This window comes from Spirillospora sp. NPDC052242 (genome assembly GCF_040679555.1).
Lineage (GTDB): Bacteria > Actinomycetota > Actinomycetes > Streptosporangiales > Streptosporangiaceae > Spirillospora.
The window spans coordinates 26,238-47,512 of sequence record NZ_JBFAUZ010000048.1 but is presented as its reverse complement, the minus strand read 5'-3'; the positions used below and the strand labels follow the sequence as shown (position 1 = coordinate 47,512).

General features: G+C 74.9%; 21 protein-coding genes. 7 read left to right on the top strand and 14 right to left on the bottom strand.

What is annotated here, in order from left to right; translation table 11 throughout:
• The first annotated feature begins 15 nt into the window (after positions 1-15).
• A complete protein-coding gene (locus AB0L25_RS31935) occupies positions 16-789 on the top strand; it encodes a GntR family transcriptional regulator (RefSeq protein WP_500176461.1) in 774 nt (257 codons plus the stop codon).
• 253 nt (positions 790-1,042) lie between these two features.
• Here AB0L25_RS31935 and AB0L25_RS31930 read toward each other — a convergent pair whose 3' ends face one another.
• Positions 1,043-1,768 carry a dienelactone hydrolase family protein gene (locus AB0L25_RS31930; RefSeq protein ID WP_500176460.1) on the bottom strand — a complete coding sequence of 242 codons (726 nt, stop codon included), beginning with the start codon at positions 1,766-1,768 and terminating at the stop codon, positions 1,043-1,045.
• A 270-nt stretch (positions 1,769-2,038) separates the two neighbouring features.
• Between AB0L25_RS31930 and AB0L25_RS31925 the strand changes: the two genes are divergently transcribed.
• Both AB0L25_RS31925 and AB0L25_RS31920 read left to right on the top strand, forming a co-directional pair.
• Entirely contained in the window at positions 2,039-2,860 is an 822-nt protein-coding gene (locus AB0L25_RS31925; RefSeq protein ID WP_500176459.1) for a metalloregulator ArsR/SmtB family transcription factor, read from the top strand.
• 39 nt (positions 2,861-2,899) lie between these two features.
• Positions 2,900-3,478 carry a dihydrofolate reductase family protein gene (locus AB0L25_RS31920; protein WP_500176458.1) on the top strand — a complete coding sequence of 193 codons (579 nt, stop codon included), beginning with the start codon at positions 2,900-2,902 and terminating at the stop codon, positions 3,476-3,478.
• A 76-nt stretch (positions 3,479-3,554) separates the two neighbouring features.
• Here AB0L25_RS31920 and AB0L25_RS31915 read toward each other — a convergent pair whose 3' ends face one another.
• The gene (locus AB0L25_RS31915; RefSeq protein ID WP_500176457.1) at positions 3,555-4,013 is read right to left on the bottom strand and encodes a carboxymuconolactone decarboxylase family protein; all 459 of its coding nucleotides are present in this window, start codon (positions 4,011-4,013) and stop codon (positions 3,555-3,557) included.
• Between the two features lie 86 nt (positions 4,014-4,099).
• Between AB0L25_RS31915 and AB0L25_RS31910 the strand changes: the two genes are divergently transcribed.
• Positions 4,100-4,972 carry a sigma-70 family RNA polymerase sigma factor gene (locus AB0L25_RS31910; RefSeq protein WP_500176456.1) on the top strand — a complete coding sequence of 291 codons (873 nt, stop codon included), beginning with the start codon at positions 4,100-4,102 and terminating at the stop codon, positions 4,970-4,972.
• A 53-nt stretch (positions 4,973-5,025) separates the two neighbouring features.
• Here AB0L25_RS31910 and AB0L25_RS31905 read toward each other — a convergent pair whose 3' ends face one another.
• From AB0L25_RS31905 to AB0L25_RS31875, 7 genes are all read right to left on the bottom strand, one after another.
• Complete coding sequence (locus tag AB0L25_RS31905) at positions 5,026-5,253, bottom strand: hypothetical protein (protein WP_500176483.1); 228 nt, start codon at positions 5,251-5,253, stop codon at positions 5,026-5,028.
• A 63-nt stretch (positions 5,254-5,316) separates the two neighbouring features.
• Entirely contained in the window at positions 5,317-6,126 is an 810-nt protein-coding gene (locus tag AB0L25_RS31900) for a PhzF family phenazine biosynthesis protein (RefSeq protein WP_500176455.1), read from the bottom strand.
• Between the two features lie 102 nt (positions 6,127-6,228).
• Complete coding sequence (locus AB0L25_RS31895) at positions 6,229-6,777, bottom strand: hypothetical protein (RefSeq protein WP_500176454.1); 549 nt, start codon at positions 6,775-6,777, stop codon at positions 6,229-6,231.
• A gap of 204 nt (positions 6,778-6,981) precedes the next feature.
• Positions 6,982-8,691, bottom strand: a complete 1,710-nt coding sequence (locus tag AB0L25_RS31890; RefSeq protein WP_500176453.1) for an ABC transporter ATP-binding protein — start codon at positions 8,689-8,691, stop codon at positions 6,982-6,984.
• Entirely contained in the window at positions 8,688-10,466 is a 1,779-nt protein-coding gene (locus tag AB0L25_RS31885) for an ABC transporter ATP-binding protein (RefSeq protein WP_500176452.1), read from the bottom strand. The genes AB0L25_RS31890 and AB0L25_RS31885 overlap by 4 nt, the downstream gene beginning before the upstream one ends.
• Entirely contained in the window at positions 10,463-10,900 is a 438-nt protein-coding gene (locus AB0L25_RS31880) for a cupin (protein ID WP_500176451.1), read from the bottom strand. Before AB0L25_RS31880 ends, AB0L25_RS31885 begins: the two co-directional genes overlap by 4 nt.
• Positions 10,897-12,432 (bottom strand): MFS transporter, encoded by a 1,536-nt coding sequence (locus tag AB0L25_RS31875; protein WP_500176450.1) that lies wholly within the window; start codon positions 12,430-12,432, stop codon positions 10,897-10,899. The genes AB0L25_RS31880 and AB0L25_RS31875 overlap by 4 nt, the downstream gene beginning before the upstream one ends.
• Before the next feature lie 165 nt (positions 12,433-12,597).
• Here AB0L25_RS31875 and AB0L25_RS31870 point away from each other — a divergent pair, with 165 nt between their 5' ends.
• The 3 genes from AB0L25_RS31870 to AB0L25_RS31860 all read left to right on the top strand — a co-directional run bounded on the left by AB0L25_RS31870 (position 12,598) and on the right by AB0L25_RS31860 (position 15,394).
• On the top strand, positions 12,598-13,773 hold the full coding sequence (locus AB0L25_RS31870; protein ID WP_500176449.1) for a sensor histidine kinase: 1,176 nt from the start codon (positions 12,598-12,600) through the stop codon (positions 13,771-13,773).
• The gene (locus AB0L25_RS31865) at positions 13,770-14,429 is read left to right on the top strand and encodes a response regulator (protein WP_500176448.1); all 660 of its coding nucleotides are present in this window, start codon (positions 13,770-13,772) and stop codon (positions 14,427-14,429) included. The genes AB0L25_RS31870 and AB0L25_RS31865 overlap by 4 nt, the downstream gene beginning before the upstream one ends.
• 155 nt (positions 14,430-14,584) lie before the next feature.
• Positions 14,585-15,394, top strand: coding sequence for an SAM-dependent methyltransferase (locus tag AB0L25_RS31860; protein WP_500176447.1), 810 nt, complete (start codon positions 14,585-14,587; stop codon positions 15,392-15,394).
• A gap of 39 nt (positions 15,395-15,433) precedes the next feature.
• On the opposite strand, the gene AB0L25_RS31855 is transcribed toward AB0L25_RS31860, so the two are convergent.
• The 5 genes from AB0L25_RS31855 to AB0L25_RS31835 form a co-directional block, all read right to left on the bottom strand.
• Positions 15,434-16,030 (bottom strand): hypothetical protein, encoded by a 597-nt coding sequence (locus AB0L25_RS31855; RefSeq protein ID WP_500176446.1) that lies wholly within the window; start codon positions 16,028-16,030, stop codon positions 15,434-15,436.
• Positions 16,031-16,163: 133 nt separating this feature from the next.
• Positions 16,164-17,591 carry a GntP family permease gene (locus tag AB0L25_RS31850; protein ID WP_500176445.1) on the bottom strand — a complete coding sequence of 476 codons (1,428 nt, stop codon included), beginning with the start codon at positions 17,589-17,591 and terminating at the stop codon, positions 16,164-16,166.
• A gap of 117 nt (positions 17,592-17,708) precedes the next feature.
• Entirely contained in the window at positions 17,709-18,836 is a 1,128-nt protein-coding gene (locus tag AB0L25_RS31845) for a glycerate kinase (RefSeq protein ID WP_500176444.1), read from the bottom strand.
• A gap of 248 nt (positions 18,837-19,084) precedes the next feature.
• Entirely contained in the window at positions 19,085-20,164 is a 1,080-nt protein-coding gene (locus tag AB0L25_RS31840; protein ID WP_500176443.1) for a CdaR family transcriptional regulator, read from the bottom strand.
• 47 nt (positions 20,165-20,211) lie between these two features.
• Positions 20,212-21,165: a helix-turn-helix transcriptional regulator gene (locus AB0L25_RS31835; RefSeq protein ID WP_500176482.1), complete on the bottom strand. Its 954-nt coding sequence runs from the start codon at positions 21,163-21,165 to the stop codon at positions 20,212-20,214.
• Between the last annotated feature and the right edge of the window lie 110 nt (positions 21,166-21,275).

Below are 21,275 nucleotides of genomic sequence, written 5' to 3'. Positions count from 1 at the left end.
CGGTAAGTTCGTGGAATGACCCGCCCGCCCGGTCCCGACCGTCCGCTGTACGTCCGCATCGCGATGTCGCTCAAGAGCCGTATCCTCGCCGGGCACTACCCCCCGGGACAGCGCCTGCCCAGCGAGGACGACCTGGCCGCGGCCATGAGGGCCAGCCGCAGCACCATCCGCCAGGCCCTCGGCGAGCTCCGCGAGTCCGGCTACGTGACCAGCCGCCGCGGCTCGGGCAGCTACGTGGCCGACGAGCTGCCCATCGAGCCGCTGTCGCCGCGGTCGGGACCGGTCTACACCGGCTTCCTGGACGACCTGGACAACGAGGCGCACCACGTCCGCGAACTCGACCGTGCCCAGGAGACCATCCCGGCCGATCAGGCCGTGGCCGCGCGCCTGAAGGTCCCGGTGGGTGCACCCGTGGTCCGCTACCGCGCCACCCGGATGCGGCACGGCATCCCCTACGGCGTCGCGACCGACATCGTGCCGCAGGCCGTGGCCGAACGCATCACCGCCGAGGTGCTCGCCGCCGCCCCGACCATCGTCGACGCGCTGGCGCTGGCCGGCAGCCAGGTCGCCGAAAGCCTCCAGCGCCTCGAACCCGCCGTCCTGGACGCCGCCGACGCCGAACGCTGCGGCGCGTCCCCCGGCGACCCGGCCCTGGCCATCACCGGCGTCGCCTACGACACCGGCCGCGTCCCCAACGACGCGTACACCCTGACGGTCATCGCCGGTTACGGCATCGGCCTGCACCTCACCCGCGCCACCCCCAACGCAGGCGCCCGGGCGTTCGTTTAACGAGCTTGGGTTCAAGGGGAACGACTGTGCCCAGCTGCCTCAGCGGCTGACCGCTAGTTCCTGCACCAGCCTCCCGGCGGCCTACCGCCAATTCCGGTTCGATCCTTCTCGCGGGCCGTAGGGACAGCACTGGGCCCGTAGGCGCCGGCGGTTGTGGTGTTCGCCGGCCGCTCATCGAGGAGGGGCGGGGCCTTGCCTCGATGAGCGGCGGCTTGAGCGGCTGCTGCCGACCTGACGCTGGGGTGTTCGGCGGCTAGGTCAGATGCCGGGTGAAGAACCGGGACGCGGCGTCCCCGGCGAATTGCGGGACGCCGGTGTGGCCGCCCATATTGGCGTGCAGCGTCTTCTCTTCGGAGCCGAAGGCGTCGAACAGGTCCAGGGCCGTCTGCCGATCGTTCCATTCGTCGTCCCACTGCAGCAGGACATGCAGCGGGATGGTCACCTGGCGCGCCTCCTCGAACATGACGCGCGGCACGAAACTCCCGGCGAACAGCACGGCCGCCGATATGCGCGGCTCGACCGCGGCCAGCCGGACCCCGATGGAGATCACCCCGCCCGAGTAGCCGACGGGGCCGCCGATCTCGGGCAGTGCGAGGAGGGCGTCCAGGGCGGCCTGCCACTCCGGGGCCGCCTTCTCGACCAGCGGGAGGACGAGCCGGTCGACGATCTCGTCATCGACCGGTTCGCCGGCCGCCAGCGCCCGGCGCAGGTCGGCGCGGGCCTGCTCGGCGGCGGCCGAGCGGGGCCGGTCGCCGCCTCCGGGGAGCTCGATGGTGGCCGCGGCGAAGCCGTCCGCCGCGGAATGCCGGGCCCGGGCCACCAGCCGGGGGTACATGTCGCGCAGTCCGCCGGGGTGGCCGAGCAGGATCAGCGGGGCCGGTGCGGATGCGGGCGTCCACAGGACGCCGGGGATCTCGCCGAGGGTGAATTCGCGTTCGAGGACGCCGTCGTCGAGGCGCCGTTCGGAAGTGAAGCGCATGGTCGCGCCTTTCGGGAGTGCTCTTGAACGGCGCTCCCGGACGACCTATCGCCCGACCGTGACCCCGGAGGGGAGCACCCATGTCGATACTGCGTTCACGGGTACCACCTCCTCGTTCTCTGGCACGGCCTCCGGAAACCTAACAGTCGTGGCCGTGGCCCACCAACAGGTTTTCCGTGCCACCGGCCACCGTCCGTCCCGCCCGCACCGCACCGTGAGCCTGGGGATATTCGTTGACAGGAATATTCTCTGTGGGGAATGCTTCTCGCCGTGGACGCACCGCTTCTCGCCGCGCTGGCCGATCCGGCCCGTTGGCGGCTCGTGAGCCTGCTGGCCGAGCGACCCCGCTCCGTCGGTGTCCTGGCGCGGCTCGCCGAGGCGCGCCAGCCCCAGACGACCAAGCATCTGCAGACCCTCGAACGCGCCGGGGTCGTGACCTCCCAGCGCTCGGGCCAGCGCCGGATCTACGCGCTGCGGCCCGGTCCGCTGCGGGACCTGGCGGTCGCGCTGAATCGGCTCGCGGACACCGCGGACCGGGCCGGCGGCCCCAACGAGACCTTCGAGCGCTACGGGGCCAACCTCGACGTCGAGCGGCGCGCCGCGGAGGCGGAGAGGTGGGCCGACGGTCGATCGTTCGGGTTCGTCCGTTCGCTGGCGGCTCCCGGCGAGTCGGTCTGGCGGCACCTGACCGAGGAATCCTTGCTGGCCCGCTGGTGGGCGCCCGACGAGTTGCGCGTCTCCGAGCTCGTCTTCCAGGCGCGACCCGGCGGCCGGATCGTCCTCGGGTACCGCGACCTCGAGGACGCCGACGGCTCGGACGTGGTCGCCGGACGCGCGGAAGGAATCGTCGAGGAACTGCGCCCTGGGGAGCGCCTCGCCTACCGCTTGTCCCCGTTGCTTCCCGACGGCGGCTTCGCTTTCACCGCCCACATCACCTACGACCTGCGGGCCACCGACACCGGCACGCAGCTGGACGCCCGGTGGCGGCTCACCGACAGCACCGTCGAGTCCGCCGACTCCATCGCGGGCATCGAGATCGGCTTCGGCCAGAGCCTCGACAAACTCGCGGCGGTTCTGGCCGCCGGCGCGTAGAACGCCGCCCGATACGACGCCTGACATGAGGAGCCCCCCGTGGGACGACTGATCATCAACGTCGCCGTGACCGTCAACGGCGCTTTCGAAGCGCCGGCGCCCGAGCCGCAGGGATGGCTGGTCACCGATCCCGGCAGCATGCAGGCCGGGCTGGAGATGTGGCAGGCGGCCGACGCCATGGTGCTCGGCCGCAGGACCTACGAAGGGTTGGCCGCCGTCTGGCCGCGGCTCGCCGACGCTCCCGGCTTCGAGGCGTACGCGGCCCGGATGAACGGCATGCCGAAGTACGTCGCGTCCCGGTCGCTGTCCGGGCCGCTGGAATGGAACGCCACCCTGCTCGACGGCGACCTCGCCGAGAGCGTGGGCCGTCTCAAGGACGAACATCACGGCAACCTGATCGTTCCCTGTGCCGGCGAACTGGCCCGCGAGCTCATCGGCCACGATCTCGTCGACGAGCTCTGGTTCAACGTCAGCCCCTACCTGTGGGCGTCGGGGCCGCGGATCTTCGACGGGATCGGCCCGGTCCGGCTGGACCTGGTCAACACCACGACCTTCCCGTCGGGGGTCGTCCGCCTGTGCTACCGGCCCAGCTCAGCCGGGGTCGCCGACACCGAGTGATTTCCGCGGCGGCGGCGACGTCGGCGGACGGGCTCGTCGGGGGCCGGGATGCCCCCGACGAGCCCGGCATCGCGTCTCAGCCCCAGGTCTGGCCGGCCGGTTCCTTGATGGTGCGGTTGATCCGGTTGAAGAAGTTGGTCAGCGCGATCTCCAGGTTGATCGCGCCGATCTGCTCCTCGGTGAAGCGGGCGTTGACCTCTTCCCAGATCTCGTCGGTGACGCCTTCGGCGCCGTCCTGCAGCCGGGTGGCGGCCTCGGCCAGCGCCAGCGCCGCGCGCTCCGCGTCGGTGTAGAACGGGGCCTCGCGCCACGCCGCGACGTTGTGCAGCCGCTCGTCGGTGTCACCGGCCTTCTTGCCTCCGGCGACGGCGGCGTGGACGCACGCCGAGCAGCCGTTGACCTGGCTGGCGCGCAGGTGAACCAGGGCGAGCAACTTCGGGTCGACGCCGCCGGCGGCGATCGCCTTCTGGAGGTGCTGGATGGCCGTCCACACGTCGGCGTTGAGGGTGCTCTTGCTCTTGAGCCGGTTCTTCATAGGGGAGTGCTCTCCTTCATCCGGTTACGTCGCGGGGCATCCGCGCGTCATCCCCATGACGGAGCAGCCTTCAGGAAGGTAACAACGTGCCCGGCACCCAACCCACGGATCCGATCGTCGACGCCTTCGAGTCCCAGCGTGATCGGCTCCGAGCCGTCGCCTACCGCATCCTCGGATCACACGCCGACGCGGAGGACGTGGTCCAGGAGGCGTGGCTGCGTCTCTCCCGGCAGGACGCCGACACCATCGACAACCTCGGCGGCTGGCTGACCACCGTGGTCGGCCGCATCAGCCTCGACGTCCTGCGGTCCGGGCGGACCCGCCCGGAGGTCCTGTTCGACGGCGGGCCGTCCGAGGTGACGGTGACGCTCGACGACGGTCCCGCTCCCGACGATGACGTGGCGCTCCAGGACTCCGTCGGCCTCGCGCTCCTCGCCGTCCTCGACTCGCTGCGCCCGAACGAGCGGCTGGCGTTCGTGCTGCACGACGTGTTCGCCGTGCCCTACGAGGAGATCGGCATCATTCTCGACAAATCCGTCGGCGCGACCAAGATGCTCGCCAGCCGCGCCCGCAGGAAGGTGCGGGCCGACCAGTCGCCGGCGGGCGCCGGAGGACGACGCGAAGTCGTGCAAGCCTTCCTGGCGGCGGCCCGCGACGGTCGGTTCGAGCAGTTGCTGCAGGTGCTCGACCCTGAAGTGAAGTTCACCGTCCACACCCCGAACGGCCGGTTCGTCACGCTCGGAGCCACCGAAGTCGCCGGCCGCGCGCGAGTGGCCGGCGCCGCGGCGCTGGGGCGTTCGGCGATCGTCAACGGTCGTCCCGGGGTCATCTCCTGGAGCGCGGACGGCACCCCGCTCTCCCTCCTCGCCTTCACCGTCTCCGGCGGCCGGATCACCGAAATCGTCGCCCTGGTCGATCAGGCCAAACTCGCGCTCATGGACCTGCCGGACCCTGAGTGACCGCCTGGCGGCGATGGCCGCCGGGCTGCCGGTGCCGGAGAGTTGCGGTCCGCTCAGGCGTCCGCCGGTTCGACGAGCATCGCGGACTTGCGTTCGTCCGAGGTGAACGCCGCCCGGATCGCGTTGCGGGTGAAGCCGGTGAGTTGCTCGACGCTCATGTCGAGTGCGGCCGCCTCGGCGTACTCCCGTGCGATCGTCGTGCCGAGCTGGACGGGGTTGTCCGTGGCCGGCGTGACGGCGACGCCCGCGTCGACCAGCCGCGGCAGCGGATGCTCCTCCAGGCCGGGCCCGGCATTCGCGCCGCGGTGGCCTGGGGCCGTGGGTGTCGGGGAGGCGGTCGGTGTTCAGGCTCGGAATTCGCCGTCGAGCACGGTGACCGCGTGGCCCGCGAGTTCGACCCGGTCGTCCCGGAGCGTGACGCCGACGAGCCCGCCGCGGGCGGACGCCTGGAAGCCGACCAGGTCGGTGCGGCCGAAGCGCTCGCCCCAGTAGGGGCCGAGCGCGCAGTGGGCGGAGCCGGTCACCGGGTCCTCGTGGGCGCCGGGCAGCAGGTCGGCGGCGAAGAAGCGGGAGACGAACGCGTGCTCCCGGCCCTCGTCGGCGGCGGCCGTGACGATCACGCCGCGGACGTCCAGGCGGGCGAGGGCGTCGGTGTCGGGAGCGAGCTCGCGGACGGTCTTCTCGTCGCCGACCTCCACCAGAAGGTCGTCCAGGGACGTGCGGCCCGCCCAGAGCGGACGGGCGCCCAGCATGGCGGCCAGATCGTGCGGCGGTTCGGTCTCGGCGGGCGGGCACGCCGGGAAGTCCATGTGCAGGCTGCCGTCGTGTGCGCGCGTCACCGTCAGGACGCCCGAGTGCAGCGTCCGGAACCGGATCGGACGTGCGGTGGCCGTCCCGGTCTCGTACAGTGCGTGCGCGCTCGCCAGGGTGGCGTGCCCGCACAGGGCGACTTCCGCCGCCGGGGTGAACCAGCGCAGCTCGAAGTCGGCGTCGGGCGCCTCGATCGGACGGACGAACGCGGTCTCGGAGTGCTTCATCTCGGCCGCGACCCGCTGCATCCAGCCGGGCTCGGCGGGCCGGTCGAGCAGGCAGACGGCCGCCGGGTTCCCGACGAAGGGGCGATCGGTGAAGGCGTCCACGACGAGCATGCGCATGGCCCGATGCTATCGACGCTCCCGGCACGGGCGGTTCGGCGAGTCCCTGCAGGTCGGCGCATTGCGGGTGAAGCATCGCCGGTGTCGTCCCCGGCGCGGGTGCTAGCGCGATTCTCTGAACGTGCGCCCGCCGGCGGCGAGCGTCTCGTGGAGGATCTTCACGACCTTCGGGCCGATTCCGTGCATGGCTCGCAGTTCGGCCTCGGTCAGGTCGGCGACCTGGTCGAGCGTGGTGATGCCGGCGGCGGTGAGGGCGCGGGTGGCGGGACGTCCGATGGCCTTGGGCAGGTCGCCGACGTCACCGGGCGTTGCGGTGTCCGCGGCGACGGCCTGCGCCGCGAGGCGCTTCGGCGCCCGCGAGAGCCAGGCGCGGCGGACCCAGTGGTTGAGCCGCTGGCCGTTGATGTCCTCGAGCGGGACGCGGACGCCGACCGCCCTTCCCCGCTCGGACAGCCGTTCGGCTCCCGGGTACTCCGCGAGGAACTCGTCGGCCTCGGCCTGGGGGAGGCGCAGGTGCGCCTCGGTGTTCTCGCCGGTCGAAGCGAAGCGCTTGCCGTGCACGACGAACGTGATCGTGCCGGAGCTCGTGCGTTCCTCGGCGGCCTCCGGCAGGGAGAGGGCGGTCTTGCGCAGATGGGCGGACGTCGTCACGTGGGCTCCTTCGGGTCGCGGTCATCGGTTGGACCGTCCGCGCGGTCCAGACTCATCGTTCCGCGATCGAGGACTTGCTCGTCGCCGGGTGCGCGGTGGGCGAGGCCAGGGGATCGTGCCCGGCCCGCCCGCTGCCGAGCCGCCCGCCCGCGAACACCTCGACACCGGTACGTACCGGGTCGAGATGCTCGCGGGGAGGGCGGTTCAGTCGGCCGGTGCCATGGAGAGGTTCCAGTAGTCGGCGTAGCGGCCGTTGCGGCGGAGCAGTTCGTCGTGGGTGCCTTCCTCCACGATGCGGCCGCCGTCGAGGAAGGCGATGCGGTCTGCGCGGCGGACCGTCCGCAGCCGGTGCGCGACCATCACGACGGTCCGGCCCGCCATCAGCCGTTCGATGCCGTCGTGGACGGCCGCCTCGTTCACGGGGTCGAGCGCGGAGGTCACCTCGTCGAGCAGGACGATGGGCGCGTCCTTCAGCAGGGCCCGCGCGATCGAGACGCGCTGGCGTTCGCCGCCCGACAGCAGCGCGCCGCCCTCGCCGACGTTGGTGGCCCAGCCGTCGGGGAGCCGCGCGATGACCTCGTCCAGTCCCGCGGCGGTGGCGGCCGCGCGGACCTCGGCGGGGTCGGCGTCGGGGCGGCCGAGCCGCACGTTCTCCTCGATCGTGTCGTCGAACAGGTAGACGTCCTGGAAGACGATCGCGATCCGCGCCATCAGGTTTTCGGCGCCGATGGCGCGCACGTCCGCGCCGCCCACGCGCACCGCGCCGTCGTGGACGTCGTAGAACCGTGCGATGAGCTGCAGCAGCGTGCTCTTGCCGGCGCCGGACGGGCCGACGATCGCGACACGCCGCCCCTCGGGCACCGACAGGTCGAGGCCGTCGAGGACGGTGCGGTCGCCGTGCCGGAAGACGACGGACTCGAATTCCAGGCCGTGGTGCTCCGGCCGGACGGGTCGGGTGGCCTCCGGCAGGGGCTCGGTGCGCAGGACGGCGTCGAGCCCGGCGAGCTCGACACGCGCGCCGCGGATCTGGCTGCCGATGTCCGTCAGCGCCAGCAGCGGGTCGGCGCAGCGGGCGGCGAGCACGAGGACGGTCAACAGTTCCGCCGCCCCGATGCGCCCGCCGAGCGCGAGGTAGGCGCCCAGGGCCAGCAGCATCGTGAACATCGCCTGCACGACGAGGGTCAGGCCCACCGTGCCGGGCAGCGCCGACAGCACCGTGCGGCGGGACGCGCGCTGCACGTCGCGCAGCGAGTCGTCGAGCAGCCGGAAGCGTTCGGCGGTGCGGCCGCCGGCGCGCAGCACCGGCTGGGCCTGGATGTACTCGATGACCCGCGCGCTCGACTCGCGGCCGCGGGCCCGGCGGTCGGCGTCGGCGGCGGCCATCGCGCGTCCCGTCCAGATTTGGATCGCCGCCACCAGCGGGACCGCGGCCAGGGCGGCCAGGCCCATGCGCCAGTCGAACGCGAGCATCACCGCGACGATCGTCAGGGGGGTGACGCAGGCGTTGATGAACGGCGCGAGCAGGTGCGCGATGGCGCTCATCGCCTGCAGGACGCCGTGGCTGGCCATCACCGACACCTCGCCGACGCGGCCCGCGCTGTACCAGCCGATGGGCAGCCGGGCGAGGTGGTCGCCGAGCCGGTGGTATACGCCGCGCAGCAGCGTGGTGCCGACCCGGAACCCGGACAGGTCGCTGACGTAGCGCAGCACCGCGTAGACCGCGACGGCGGCGCCGAACGCGGCGAGCCAGGGCCGGGCGTCGGCGGGCGTGCCGCCCAGCAGCTCCCGCAGCAGCGGGACCAGCAGCGCGTAGGACAGGCCCTCGACGACCGCGGTGATCGTCATCAGGATCATGGTGCGGCGCACCGGCCGGGCGTATTCGTGTCCCAGCACGCGCAGCAGCGTTCGGATCATCGCCGGTCTCCTTGCAGGACGTCCTCGGGTGCCGTGTCGCCGGTGCGGTGCGACCGCCGGAACGCGGCGAAGTGTCCGTCGCGGGCCAGCAGGTCGGCGGGGGCGCCGCGCTCGACGATCGTCCCCCGGTCGAGCATCACGACGGTGTCGGCGTCGGCGATGGTCTCCAGGCGGTGGGCGATGACCAGGACGGTCCGGTCGCCCTTCAGCGTCGCCAGGGCGCGGCGCACCGCCCGTTCGGTGTGCGGGTCGGCGAAGGCGGTCGCCTCGTCGAGCACCAGGACGGGCGCGTCGGCGAGCAGCGCGCGGGCGAGCGCGATCCGCTGCGCCTCGCCGCCGGACAGGCCGGCCTCGTCGCCGATGACCGTGTCGTACCCGCGGGGCAGTTCGAGGACGCGGTCGTGCACGTTCGCCAGCCGCGCGGCGCGGACGACGGCGTCGCGGTCGGCGTGCGGGACGGCCAGCGCGATGTTGTCGGCGACGGACGCGCGCAGCAGCCGGACGTCCTGGAAGACGAAGGAGACCGTCCGGTACAGCTCCCGGGCGTCGAGGTCGCGCAGGTCGGCGCCGCCGAGGACGACCGAGCCGTGCGTCGGGTCGAAGAACCGCGGCAGCAGCTGGACGAGGGTGGACTTGCCGCTCCCCGAGGGGCCGACGAGCGCGGTGACCGTCCCGGGTTCGAGCGTCAGGTCGATGCCGCGCAGCACCTCGTGCCCGGGGTCGTAGCCGAACCGGACGCCGCGCAGTTCGACCCGGTGCCCGTGCGGCGCGACGGGGTGCGCGGGCCGGGGCAGCGGCTCCTCGGCGAGCACGTCCCGGATCCGGCCGACGGCGCGGTGCGCGGCCTGCAGGTCGTCGAAGCCGTGCCCGAGGGCCGCGACGGGCGCGGTCAGCCCGAGCCCCAGCAGCAGGAAGGGCAGCAGGTCGGCGGCGGCCATGGACCCGTCGATGACGAAGGCCGCGCCGCCGGTCAGCACGACCAGCAGCACGAACGGCGGGGACACCACCACCTGCATCGCCGCGCCGAGCCCGGCCAGGCCGCGCACCATGCGCAGGAACACGTCGGCGAAGTCGTCGGCGGCGGCGCGGAACCTGCGGTGGGCGCGCTCGGCGCCGCCGAACGCCTTGACCACCGCGATGCCCTGGACGAACTCGACGACCGAGCTCGCGATCCGTCCCATGGCGGCGTCGAAGTCCTTCTGGTCGCGCAGCCGGCCGGGGGTCATCATCAGCGGGACCAGCGCGACCGCGAGCGCCACCGGGATCAGCGTGATGAGGGTGAGGCGCCAGTCCACGGTGAACAGGTAGGCCAGCGACACCAGCGGCACGACGAACGCGGAGGTCAGCTCGCCGGGGGTGTGGGCGATGAAGGGGTGGACGGCGCCGACGTCGTCGCCGACGACCTTCGCGAGCTCGCCGGTGCGGCGCCGGGTGAGCCGCCCGATCGGCACGCGGCCCAGCCGTGCCGCGAGGCGGCGGCGGAACGACAGCTGCACGCGGTCGTCGACGAGGTGCCCGAGCCCGGATGACGCGGCCGTGAGCAGCAGCCGGGCGAACATGCCGGCCGCCCCCACGATGACGATCGTCCGGACGCGCCCGTCGTCGAGGGGGCCGGGCGCCAGCAGGGAGCGGCCGAGTTCGACGACCGCCAGCAGCGGCGCCAGCCCGGCGACGGCGCCGATCACCTGCAGGATCACGACGGCGGCGAAGCTTCCCAGGTGCGGGCGCAGCAGGCCGGGTTCCTTCTCGGGGGGTGCGGTTTCGGTGGCGGTCATCGGTCTCCCGCCTCCGCGGGGCTCGTCACGGCCGGGGTCCGGGGGTCGGTGGCGGTGCGCTTCTCCAGGCGGCTGCCGCGCGGCAGGGTGACGGCCATGATGTTGCTGGGGGTGTCGAGCTCGATGCGGTGCCATCGTCCGCGGGGGACGATCGCGGCGGTCCCGGCCGGCAGCCGGATCTCCTCCTCCGGCCGGCCCGGCCGTTCGGGGCGCAGGTAGAGGCGGATCTTCCCGATGAGGCAGGACACGATCTCCTCGGCCTCGGGGTGGACCTCCCAGTGGTCGGCGCGGACGTCGGCGTCGGTCCTGGCGTGCAGGGCGGTGAGCCGCCAGCCGTCCTGGCCGGCGTCCGCCGTTCTTCTCGCGGCGTGGACGGCGCCCCCGTGGCGCAGGTGGAGCGTGGACGCGAAGAGGTCGATCGGGGTGACGGTCATGGCGAGACGTCCTTCGTGCGTCGGGCTGCGGAAAGGTCGGGGCCCGGGCGGTCCCGGGCGGGGCGGGGGCCGCGGCCCCCGGCGCTTTCGGCGGGCGGCGGGCCGGCCGGGCGCAGGACGGTCAGGGCGATGAGGGCCGCGGCGAGCAGGAGCACGGCGCCGAGGGACAGGCCGAGCGCGTAGCCGTCGTTGAGGGTCTCGGGCGTGGCGACCGGGCCGGTGCGGTCGTGCGCGACGGTGCCGAGCCCGGCGAGGCCGAGGGACGCGCCGATCTGGCGGGAGCTGTTGAGCAGGCCCGACGCGGTGCCGGTCTCGCCGGGCGCGACGCCCGCGGTGCCGGTGGACACGATGGGCGCCAGGCACAGCCCGAAGCCGACGCCGACGGCGATCGAGGGGCCGAGCACGTCGGTGGCGTAGGCGCCGTCGGGGCCGATCAGGCCGAACCAGCCGAACGCGGCCGCGGTCAGCAGCCCGCCCGCGACCAGGAGCGTCCGGGGCGCGAGGCGGTAGCCGAGCTTGACGGCGAGCACGGACCCGGCGATCACGCCGAGGGCCATCGGCAGGAACATCAGCCCGGTCGCCGCCGCCCCGTTGCCCAGGACCCGCTGCAGGTAGAGCGACAGGAAGTAGAAGGCCGAGGCCATGGCGGCTCCGGTCAGGAGGATGTAGGCGTTGGCGCCGGCGACCGAGCGGTTGGCGAACAGGCCGATCCGGACCAGCGGCTCGCGGGTCGTGGTCCGCTCGACCAGGACGAACGCGGCCAGCAGCGCGGCGGCCGCGGCCAGGGTCGCCAGGGTGACCGCCGAGGTCCACGGGTACCGGTCGGTGCGGACGACGCCGAACACCAGCAGGGTCGTCCCGGCCGTGGCGAGCACGGCGCCGAGGACGTCCGGGCGTCCGGTGCGCGCGGGCGGCGGGTCCGCGGCGACGCCCCGCCAGGTCAGGGCCAGGGCGACCGCGGCCATCGGCACGTTGACGAACATCACCCAGCGCCAGCCCGCGTACTCGGTGAGCAGCCCGCCGATCAGGACGCCGAGGGCGCCGCCCGCGGCGTTCGTCGCGCTCCACACCCCGAAGGCCCGCACGCGGGCCCGTCCGGCGGGGAACGTCGAGGCCAGCAGGGCCAGCGCGGCGGGCGCCAGCGCCGCGGCGCCGACGCCCTGCGCGGCGCGCGCGGCGACGAGCTGGCCGGGGTGCTGGGCGAGGCCGCCCGCGAACGACGCGAGGCCGAACACGGCGAGCCCGAGCAGCAGGACGCGCCTGCGCCCGTACCGGTCGGCGGCCTTGCCGCCCAGCAGGAGCAGCCCGCCGAAGGTGAGGGCGTAGGCGTGGATCACCCAGGTCAGGCCCATGGTGTCGAAGCCGAGGCCGGCGGCGATCTCCGGGAGGCCGACGTTCACGACCGACAGGTCCAGCGACACCAGGAACTGCACGACGGCCACCGCGGCGAGCGTGAGCCCCGGCCGAACGCCCGGGGGCACGTCCGGTGGTGCGTCCGGTGGCGACCCGTCCTTGCCTCTGATCGCTTTCATGCCGGACATCGTGCTGTTCGGGCCGGTCCGCGGTCGTCCTGTCGGGGAAGTGTCCTGAGCCTGACACCGGGGGAGCAGACGCGGCGCGGCTACTTCGCCGGGAGTAGTGATCGTTCCGCCGTCCTGCGGAGGCCCTGCGGCGGAAAAGCTTCTAAGGTACGCAAAATGAAGTTTTTGGACCGGGTGGGGCCGGTCGCCCAGGACGGGCTGCTCGCCGCGGCGATGGCCGTGCTGCTGTCGGTCTTCGTGTTCGCCGAGCCGCGGGCGGGCGCGCTGGATCTCGCGGCCGTCCTCGGCGGGTCCCTCGCGCTCGTCGCGTGGCGGCGGGCGCCCCTGGTGGCGCTGTTCGCCGGGACGGCGTGCATGCTGGTGCTCGCGGCGCACGTCCGGCCGGGACCGGCGGCCGCGTACCCGGTGATGGTGGCGGTGTTCGCGACGGTCAGGGCCGGCCGCCCGGTGATCGCGGCGCTGACGGCCGTGGGGTTCCTGGGCGCGGGCCTGGCGGTGAACATGTCCGGCGCCGACGGGGCCGCGCAGAACTTCCAGGACACGACGCTGCTGGTCGGCTGGTTCGTGGCGTCCGGCGTGGCGGCGACGGTGACCCGGCACCGGCAGGCGTACCTGGAGGAGGCCGAGCGGCGGGCCGCCGAGGCCGAACGGACCCGGGAGGAGGCGGCGCGGCGCCGCGCGGGCGAGGAGCGGCTGCGCATCGCCCGGGAGCTGCACGACTCCCTCACCCACAGCATCTCGGTCATCAAGGTGCAGGCGGGGGTGGCGGTCCATCTGGCGCACCGGCGCGGCGAGGAGGCGCCCCCGGCGCTGCTGGCCATCCAGGAGGCGAGCGGCGACGCGATGCGGGAGCTGCGCGCCACGCTGGAGGTGCTGCGCGAGCCCGGCGACTCCGCGTCCGGGAGGGCCGGGGCCGGTGGGGAGGCCGGGGGCGAGGCGGCGGCCAGCGGCCTCGACCGGCTCGACGACCTGGTGGAGCGGGCCCGCTCGGCGGGGCTGCCGGCCACGGTGACGGTGTGCGGGGCGCGGCGGGACCTGCCGGCCGAGGTGGACCGGGCCGCGTACCGGATCGTGCAGGAGGCGCTCACCAACGTCTCCAGGCACGCCGGCGGGGCGGCCGCGACGGTCCGCATCGACTACGGGGACGGGGCGCTGGTCGTGCAGGTCGACGACGACGGAAAGGCCGATCCGGACGCGCCGCCGGTGCCCGGCACGGGCCTGCTCGGCATGCGGGAGCGGGTCGTGGCGCTCGGCGGCCGGCTGCGGGCCGAGCCCCGCCCGGAGGGCGGTTTCACCGTGCGGGCCGAGCTCCCCCTCGGGGCGGCCTCGTGATCCGCGTGCTGCTCGTGGACGACCAGGCGCTGATCCGCGGCGGGTTCCGGGCGCTGCTGGAGATCGAGGACGACATCGAGGTGGTGGCCGAGGCCGCGAACGGCGAGCAGGGCGTCGCGCTCGCCCGCGAGCACCGGCCCGACGTCGCCCTCGTCGACGTCCAGATGCCGGTGATGGACGGCATCGAGGCGACCCGGCTGATCGCGGCGGACGAACGGCTGGACGGCGTCCACGTCGTGATCCTCACCAACTACGGGCTGGACGAGTACGTCTTCAACGCGCTGCGCGCCGGGGCCTGCGGCTTCATGGTCAAGGACACCGAGCCCGCCGACCTGCTGCAGGGCGTCCGGGTCGCGGCCCGCGGCGACGCGCTGCTGTCCCCGGCGATCACCCGCCGGCTGATCGGGGAGTACGTCGCCCGGCGGCCGGAGCCGGCGCCGGAGACGCTGGACGTGCTGACCAACCGGGAGCGCGAGGTGACCGCGCTGGTGGCGCGCGGCCTGTCCAACGACGAGATCGCCGCCCACATGGTGATCAGCCCGACGACCGCGAAGACGCACGTGAGCAGGGCGATGACCAAGCTGGGGGCCAGGGACCGCGCCCAGCTGGTGGTGTTCGCCTACGAGTCCGGTCTCGTCACGCCGCGGCGCGGCTGACCCGCCCGCGCCGCACCGCGCCGTTCGCCGCCGTGTGCCGGGGGGGCGGTTCGCCGTGAGACGCGCCGCCGGACGGGGAAGAACGTGGGACGGGACGGGACGTGCCGGTGACGCACGGTGCGCCGCCCGGGCACCGAACCGAGGGGAGCAGTCTCATGCCGCACCGACCGCCGCCGGGGATCGACACGAGCACGCCGCATTCGGCGCGGATCTGGGACTACTGGCTGGGCGGCAAGGAGAACTACCCGGTGGACCGGGAGGCGGGCGACGCGGTTCTGCGGGTGCTGCCGGGGATCGCCGCGTCGGCCCGGCAGGACCGGGCGTTCCTCGGGCGGGCGGTGCGGTTCCTGGTCCGGGAGGGGATCACGCAGTTCCTGGACCTGGGCGCCGGGCTGCCCACCGTCGACAACACCCATGACGTCGCGCAGCGGGTGGCGCCGGCGGCGCGCATCGTCTACGTCGACAACGATCCGCTGGTGCTCGCCCACGCGCGGACGCTGCCGCACGGCACCCCGGAGGGTGCGTGCGACTATATCGAGGCCGATATCCGCGACATCGGGACGGTCATGCGTGGGGCGTCGCGCACGCTGGACCTCGGCCGTCCGGTCGGGCTGATGCTGCTGGGGGTGCTGAACCACATCCTGGACGACGGGGAGGCGGAGGCGCTGGTGGCGGGGCTGCTGGCGCGGCTGGCGCCCGGCAGCCACCTGGTGCTGTCGCACACCTGCGACGCGACGACCGACGAGCTGGACGGCGCGGCGATGCGGCGGGCGGTGGCGGAGGTGATGGAGCGCGGCGGGACGCCGATCCGGGCGCGGTCGCCCGAGGAGATCGAGCGGTTCTTCGCCGGAACCCGGCTGCTGGAGCCGGGGGTGGTGTCGTGCTCGCGGTGGCGTCCCGAGCCGCCGGGGCGGCGGGATCCGGAGGTGCCGCACTTCAGCGGCGTCGGGGTCGTCCCGTCCTGATCCCGCCCGCCCGGGGCCGCCGGGGGCGTGGCGCGAGGGTCAGCGGCCGAGCTGCTGCCGCAGGACCTTGGCGCAGACGTCGCGGCGGGCGGCGTCGCCCGGGTAGCGGCGGCGGCATTCGCGCTCGATCCACGCGGGCGTCCGTTCGGCGCGGGGCGGCTTGCGGGTGCGGGGACGGTCGCCGTGCGGGCGGCCGCCGCGGGGGTGTTCGGGCGGGTTCTGGCGCGCGGGTCCGTCCGCGCCGCCGGTGTCGCCGGGGCGGGCGGGCGGCCGCGTGCGGACGGCGGGAGAGCGGTCGGCCTGCGCGGGGGTGTTGCCGGACGGGGTGCGCGGGTCGCGGCGGGGCCGTCCGTCCGGGGCGGCGGGGGCGCCGGGGAGGGTGAGCGCGGGGCCGGGCGGCGGACGGTCCTTGTTCAGCAGGGAGTCGGGGGTGCGGGCCGGGTGCTGCGTGGCGGGGGCGTCCGGCGGGGACGCGATGTACAGGACGCCGGCGCCCGCGGCGACGGCCGCGACCGACAGCGCGGGGACGAGCAGGCGGCGCCGGCGGCGGGAGCCGGGGGACGGCCCGACGCGCCAGGGTTCGTCGTAGTCCGGGGGGACGCGCGGGGCGGGCGGTCGCAGGTGGTGGTTCGGCACGCCCCTTGACTACCAAGGGTCACGGCGCGGGCACAATCCGCCTCGCCGGGACCCCGGTCCTTGGGGCCTCGGCGCGGCGGACGCGGGACGGCCGGGGCCCGCGGCGCCGCGCGGGTCCCGGCCGTCCGGCGGCTCACAGCAGCGCGACCCCGAGGACCAGGACGAACGCGATGGCCGTGACGCCCTGCACGAGGGTCGCCGCGGTCTGCGCGCGGTAGGCGGTGGAGACGCTCATGCCGGAGAACTGCGTGACGACCCAGAAGTAGGAGTCGTTGACGTGGCTGACCACCATGGCGCCCGCGCCGATGGCCATGACCGCCAGGACCTGGCCGACCGGGACGTTGCCCATCATGACGTCCAGGCCGAGCGCCGGCAGCAGCGGCTGCGCGAGCGTCGAGGTGATGATCATGGCGGCGGTGGAGCTGCCCTGCGCCGTCTTCAGCAGCGCGGCGAGCCCGAACAGCACCAGCAGCGCGACGGGGCCCGCGACCGCGGAGCCGTCGCCGATGAGGGACTTGATGTAGTCGGCGATGGGGGTCGCCTTGATCACAGCGCCGAACGCGCCGCCCGCCCCGGTGATCACCAGGATCATCGCGGCGTCGGACAGGCCCTCGCCGACCCACTTGGTCAGCACCTCGGCGTCGCGGCGGGCGGGCAGCAGCGCGAGGGCGAGCAGGACGCCGATGAGCAGGGCGTTGACGGGCGCGCCCAGGTCGGCGAGGACGTCGCCGAGCATGCCGTCGACCAGGGTGCCGTCGCCGGACGGGAACGAGGCGACCGACCCGATCGCCATCAGCAGGATCGGGACGAGGATCGGGGCGACCGCGCGGCCGAGGCCGGGAATCCGGTCGAACTGGGCCTTGTACTCCTCGAACGTCTGCTCGGCCTGCGGCAGGGCGCTCTCCAGGTGCGCGGTGCGGCGCAGCGCCCACGCCAGGCCGGCGATGGTGGCGACCAGGGACACCGGGATGCTGAACAGGATGACCCAGATCAGCCCGTCGGAGCCGATGCCGACGTTGCCGGCGGCGGCGATCGGGCCGGGCGTCGGCGGGACGAACGTGTGCGAGGCGTACAGGCCGGTGGCGAGCGCGGTGCCGAGGACGACGGGGTTGCGGCCGGTCTTGCGGGCGATCGACCGCTGCAGCGGCGACAGCACGACGTAGCCGGAGTCGCAGAACACCGGGATGGACACGACCCAGCCCATCAGCGACATGGCGATGGCGGGGTGCCGCTTGCCGACGACCTTCAGGACGGCGTCGGCGAGGGTGACGGCGGCGCCGGTGCGCTCCAGCACCTTCCCGATGATCGTCCCGAAGATGATCACGAGTCCGATGCTGGCGAGGATCGTCCCGAAGCCCTCGGCGATCGTCCCGCCGAGGTCGGCCACGTACGGCTTGTCGGACCCGGCGGCGGCGCCGATCCCCATCGCGGCGAGCCCGAACGCGAACGTCGCCACGACGATCGCCAGGAACGGGTGCAGCTTGAACCGCCCGCTCAGCAGGATGATCAAGCCGATGCTCGCGGCGAGCGCGAGCAGCAGGAAGGGACCGGTGGTGGTCATGGGACTCCTTGACGTGCCTTGCGTGGGGGTGGGCCGCGCCGCCGGACGAAGCGGGGCGGGGCGGACCGTCGAACGGGACCGGGTGCTCCGGCGCGGGGCTCCGCGGCCCCTCGGGGGTCAGGACGTGCGCAGCCGCACGACCTGTTCGGCGAGACCGGCCAGCAGCGGCGCGGCGGAGCCGATGAGCTCGTCGAGCGTCCGGGGCCCGTCGGCGAGGCTGAACGCGGCGGTCAGCCCGAGGGCGTGCAGCTCGTCCAGCGGCCCGGCGACCGACCCGGCGAGCGCCACGGCGGGGACGCCGCGGCCGCGGGCGAGCCCGGCGACGACCGAGACGACCTTGCCGCCGGCGCTCTGCCCGTCCAGCCGTCCCTCCCCGGTGATCACCAGGTCGGCGGCGTCCAGCGCGGCGGGCAGGCCGACCATGTCGGCGACCAGCTCGGCGCCGCGGGCGGGTTCGGCGCCCAGCACCGCGACGAGCCCGCCGCAGGTGCCGCCGGCCGCGCCCGCGCCGGGCAGGTCGTGGACGCCGACGCCGTAGCGGTCCGCCAGGACGTCGGCGAAGCGGGCCAGCGCGGCGTCCAGCTCCCGCACCTGGCCCGGGTCGGCGCCCTTCTGCGGGCCGAACACCGCGGCGGCGCCGGACGGCCCGACGAACGGGTTGGTGACGTCGCAGGCGACGCGGAAGCGGGTCTCGCGGACGGCGGCGGGCACCCCGGAGTCGTCGATCGCGGCGAGGCCGGCGAGCGCGGCGCCGCCGGGCGGCAGTTCGGCGCCGTCCGCGCCGGTGAACCGGACGCCGAGGGCGCGCAGCAGGCCGGTGCCGCCGTCGGTGGTTGCGCTGCCGCCGACGCAGACCAGGACGTCGCGGGCGCCGCGGGCGATCGCGTCGGCGATGAGCTCGCCCGTCCCGGTCGTGTCGGCGCGCATGGGGTCGAGTTCGCCGGGGGCCAGCAGCGGCAGCCCGGACGCCGCCGCGAGTTCGACGACCGCCGCGCGCCCGTCCCGGGAGATCGCGTAGGCGGCGTCGACGGGGCGGCCGAGGGGGCCGGCGACGGTGCGGGTGACCTCCTCGCCGCCGCGGGCGCGCAGAAAGCAGTCCACGGTGCCCTCGCCGCCGTCGGCCATCGGCACCTGCACGACGGTCGCGCCGGGCGCCGCGCGAAGGGCGCCGGTCTCCACGGCCGCGCACACGGCGGACGCGCTGAGGCCGCCCTTGAACGAGTCGGGCGCGACGACGATGCGCACGGGACGTCCTCCTGCTCCTGGTCAGGCCGCCGCCGGTCGGCGGGTGTGGACAGACCTTAGAAGCGGCGGCCGGGGCGGGGCACCGGCGCGGCGACCAAAGTCCGCGCGCTGAGGCGGCCCACCGTTTGTGCGCGGCGCCGAAGGACCGCGGCCGGGACGGGCCGGGGCGGGTCAGTCAAAGTCCGCGCCCCGGTTCGGCCCGCCGTTTGTGCACGGCGCCGGGACCGTGCCGGGACGGGCCGGGCGGGTCAGTCGAGGTCGGTGATGTGGAGGGCGAGGCGGAGCGCGACGGCGTCGTCGAACGCGCGCGGGTCGCGGCCGGTCAGCTCGGCGACCCGCCCGAGCCGGTACACCAGGGTGTTGCGGTGGACGTTCAGTTCCCGCGCGGCCCGCGCGACGTGGCGTCCGTGGTCGAAGTAGGCGCGCAGGGTGCGGCGGAGCTCGTCGGGGAGCGGGCCGAGGACGCGGGCGGCGGCCGCGCGGGCGGCGGCGTCCGGCAGGTCGGCGAGCAGGACGCTCACCTCCTGCTCGCGCAGCGTCGTGACGTCGGGCAGGGTGCGGCGGCGCAGCGCGAGGCGGGCGCGGCGGACGGTCTCGGCGAGGGCGCCGAAGTCGGCGGCCGTCCCGCCGTCCAGCAGGCACGCGCGGGGCAGGTCGCGGCGCAGGTCCAGCAGGCGGCCGCGCAGCGCGGCGGGGGCGGCTGCCCCGGCTACCACCCACAGGGTGCCGGTGACGTCGACCGACGCCAGGACCTGCTGCTCGCCGCCGCCGAGCCGCCGGTAGAGGCTGCCCGCGGCGCCCATCGCGTCGGCGGCGGCGTCGGCGGCGGGACGCACCGCGAACAGCGCGAACGGGGGTTCGGGGCGGGCGTCGACGAGCCGCAGCCGCTGCCGCCACGCCGCGGCGGTGAGCCGTCCTGCCAGCAGGTCGGCGACGATCTGGTCGCGGGTGCGGCGGCGCCACTCGGCCTCGGCCCGCATCGCCTGCTGGGTGATCATCAGTTCGGTCATCAGGGCGACGGCCTCGGCGAGGTCGCCGACCTCGCGCGGCTCCCCGGTCACCCCCACGACTCCGGCGATCTCGGCGCCGATCCGGACGGGGAGGTTCACGCCGGCGAGGGTGCCGCGCATCCGCCGCGCCTGCGCGCCGGTCACCGCGACGGGCGCGCCGCTGCGCAGCACCCGGACGGCGCCGTCGTGCACGCCGCCGACGCGGTCCCGGTCGCCGCTGGCGATGATGACGCCGCGCCCGTCCATGAGGTTCACGTTCCGGCCGAGGCGCCGCATGATCTCGTCCACGATGGCCTGGGCGTCCGCACCGGTGATCACGCGGCCACTCTATGCGGCGGCCCCAGGCGGCGGCTCTGCGCGGGCGCTCACCGCGGCAGCCGGTCGCGGAGGGCGCGGAGCCGGGCCCGGACCTGCGCCGAGGCGTCCACCAGCGTGCAGGGGGCGTCGAGCGCGGCGATCGCGGCGGCGTACTGGGCGACGAGTTCGGCGGACTCGGCGCTCAGCCGGACGGCGCAGGCGTCCGGCCCGCGCGGTTCGATCCGGCCCGGCACGTGCGCGAACAGGCGGGACCGGACCTCCTCGGCGGGGAGGGCGACCTCGAGGCGGGCGGTGTGGCGGTAGTCGGCGCCGGCGAAGGAGCGGGCGAGGTGCGCGGCCGGGTCGGGGGCGGGGAGCGGGCGGGGGTCGAACCGGTCGTGCGCGGGCCGCGGGTCGGCGACGCGGTCGGCGCGGAAGGTGCGCCAGCCCGCCCGGGCGGGGTCGTAGGCGATCAGGTACCAGCGGCCCTCGGCGGCGACGAGGTGGTGCGGCTCGACGCGCCGCGCGCCCGCCGCGCCGGTGCGGCCGAGGTAGTCGAAGGCGAGGACGCGGCGGTCGCGGCAGCTGGAGGCGAGCACCGCCAGCGTCACGGGGTCGACGCGGGGGGCGCCGCGCGCGGGCAGCGCCACGGCGGCGCCGCCGAGCGCGGCCAGGCGGGGCCGCAGCCGGGCGGGCAGGACCCGTTCCAGCTTGGCCAGCGCCCGCATCGAGCTGTCCTCGATCCCGGCGACGCCGATGTCGGCGGCCGCGACCAGCCCGGCCGCGACCGCGATCGCCTCCTCGTCGTCCAGCTGCAGCGGCGGCAGGTTGCGGCCGGACGCCAGCCGGTAGCCGCCCGCGGTGCCGGTGGTGCTCTCCACCGGGTAGTCCAGCGCGCGGAGCCGGTCGATGTCGCGGCGCATGGTGCGGCCGCTGACGCCGAGCCGTTCGGCGAGGTCGGCCCCCGACCATTCGCGGCGGCTCTGCAGCAGCGACAGCAGCCGCAGCAGCCGCCCCGGCATGTCCTTGCGCGTGGACGCCGCCTCGCGCCGCGCTTCCGGTTCGTCGTTCACGGAACCATGATGGCGGCGGTTGTGGACGAGATGTGTCCACAAGGGCTTCTAGCGTGTGC

Coding starts and splice junctions, on each gene's coding strand:
- AB0L25_RS31885 (WP_500176452.1), bottom strand. CDS start 10,466: ATGACCGCCACCGAAACCGCACCCCCCGAGAAGGAACCCGGCCTGCTG.
- AB0L25_RS31860 (WP_500176447.1), top strand. CDS start 14,585: ATGCCGCACCGACCGCCGCCGGGGATCGACACGAGCACGCCGCATTCG.
- AB0L25_RS31890 (WP_500176453.1), bottom strand. CDS start 8,691: ATGATCCGAACGCTGCTGCGCGTGCTGGGACACGAATACGCCCGGCCG.
- AB0L25_RS31870 (WP_500176449.1), top strand. CDS start 12,598: ATGAAGTTTTTGGACCGGGTGGGGCCGGTCGCCCAGGACGGGCTGCTC.
- AB0L25_RS31880 (WP_500176451.1), bottom strand. CDS start 10,900: ATGACCGTCACCCCGATCGACCTCTTCGCGTCCACGCTCCACCTGCGC.
- AB0L25_RS31875 (WP_500176450.1), bottom strand. CDS start 12,432: ATGAAAGCGATCAGAGGCAAGGACGGGTCGCCACCGGACGCACCACCG.
- AB0L25_RS31850 (WP_500176445.1), bottom strand. CDS start 17,591: ATGACCACCACCGGTCCCTTCCTGCTGCTCGCGCTCGCCGCGAGCATC.
- AB0L25_RS31835 (WP_500176482.1), bottom strand. CDS start 21,165: ATGCCGGGGCGGCTGCTGCGGCTGCTGTCGCTGCTGCAGAGCCGCCGC.
- AB0L25_RS31930 (WP_500176460.1), bottom strand. CDS start 1,768: ATGCGCTTCACTTCCGAACGGCGCCTCGACGACGGCGTCCTCGAACGC.
- AB0L25_RS31915 (WP_500176457.1), bottom strand. CDS start 4,013: ATGAAGAACCGGCTCAAGAGCAAGAGCACCCTCAACGCCGACGTGTGG.
- AB0L25_RS31935 (WP_500176461.1), top strand. CDS start 16: ATGACCCGCCCGCCCGGTCCCGACCGTCCGCTGTACGTCCGCATCGCG.
- AB0L25_RS31900 (WP_500176455.1), bottom strand. CDS start 6,126: ATGCGCATGCTCGTCGTGGACGCCTTCACCGATCGCCCCTTCGTCGGG.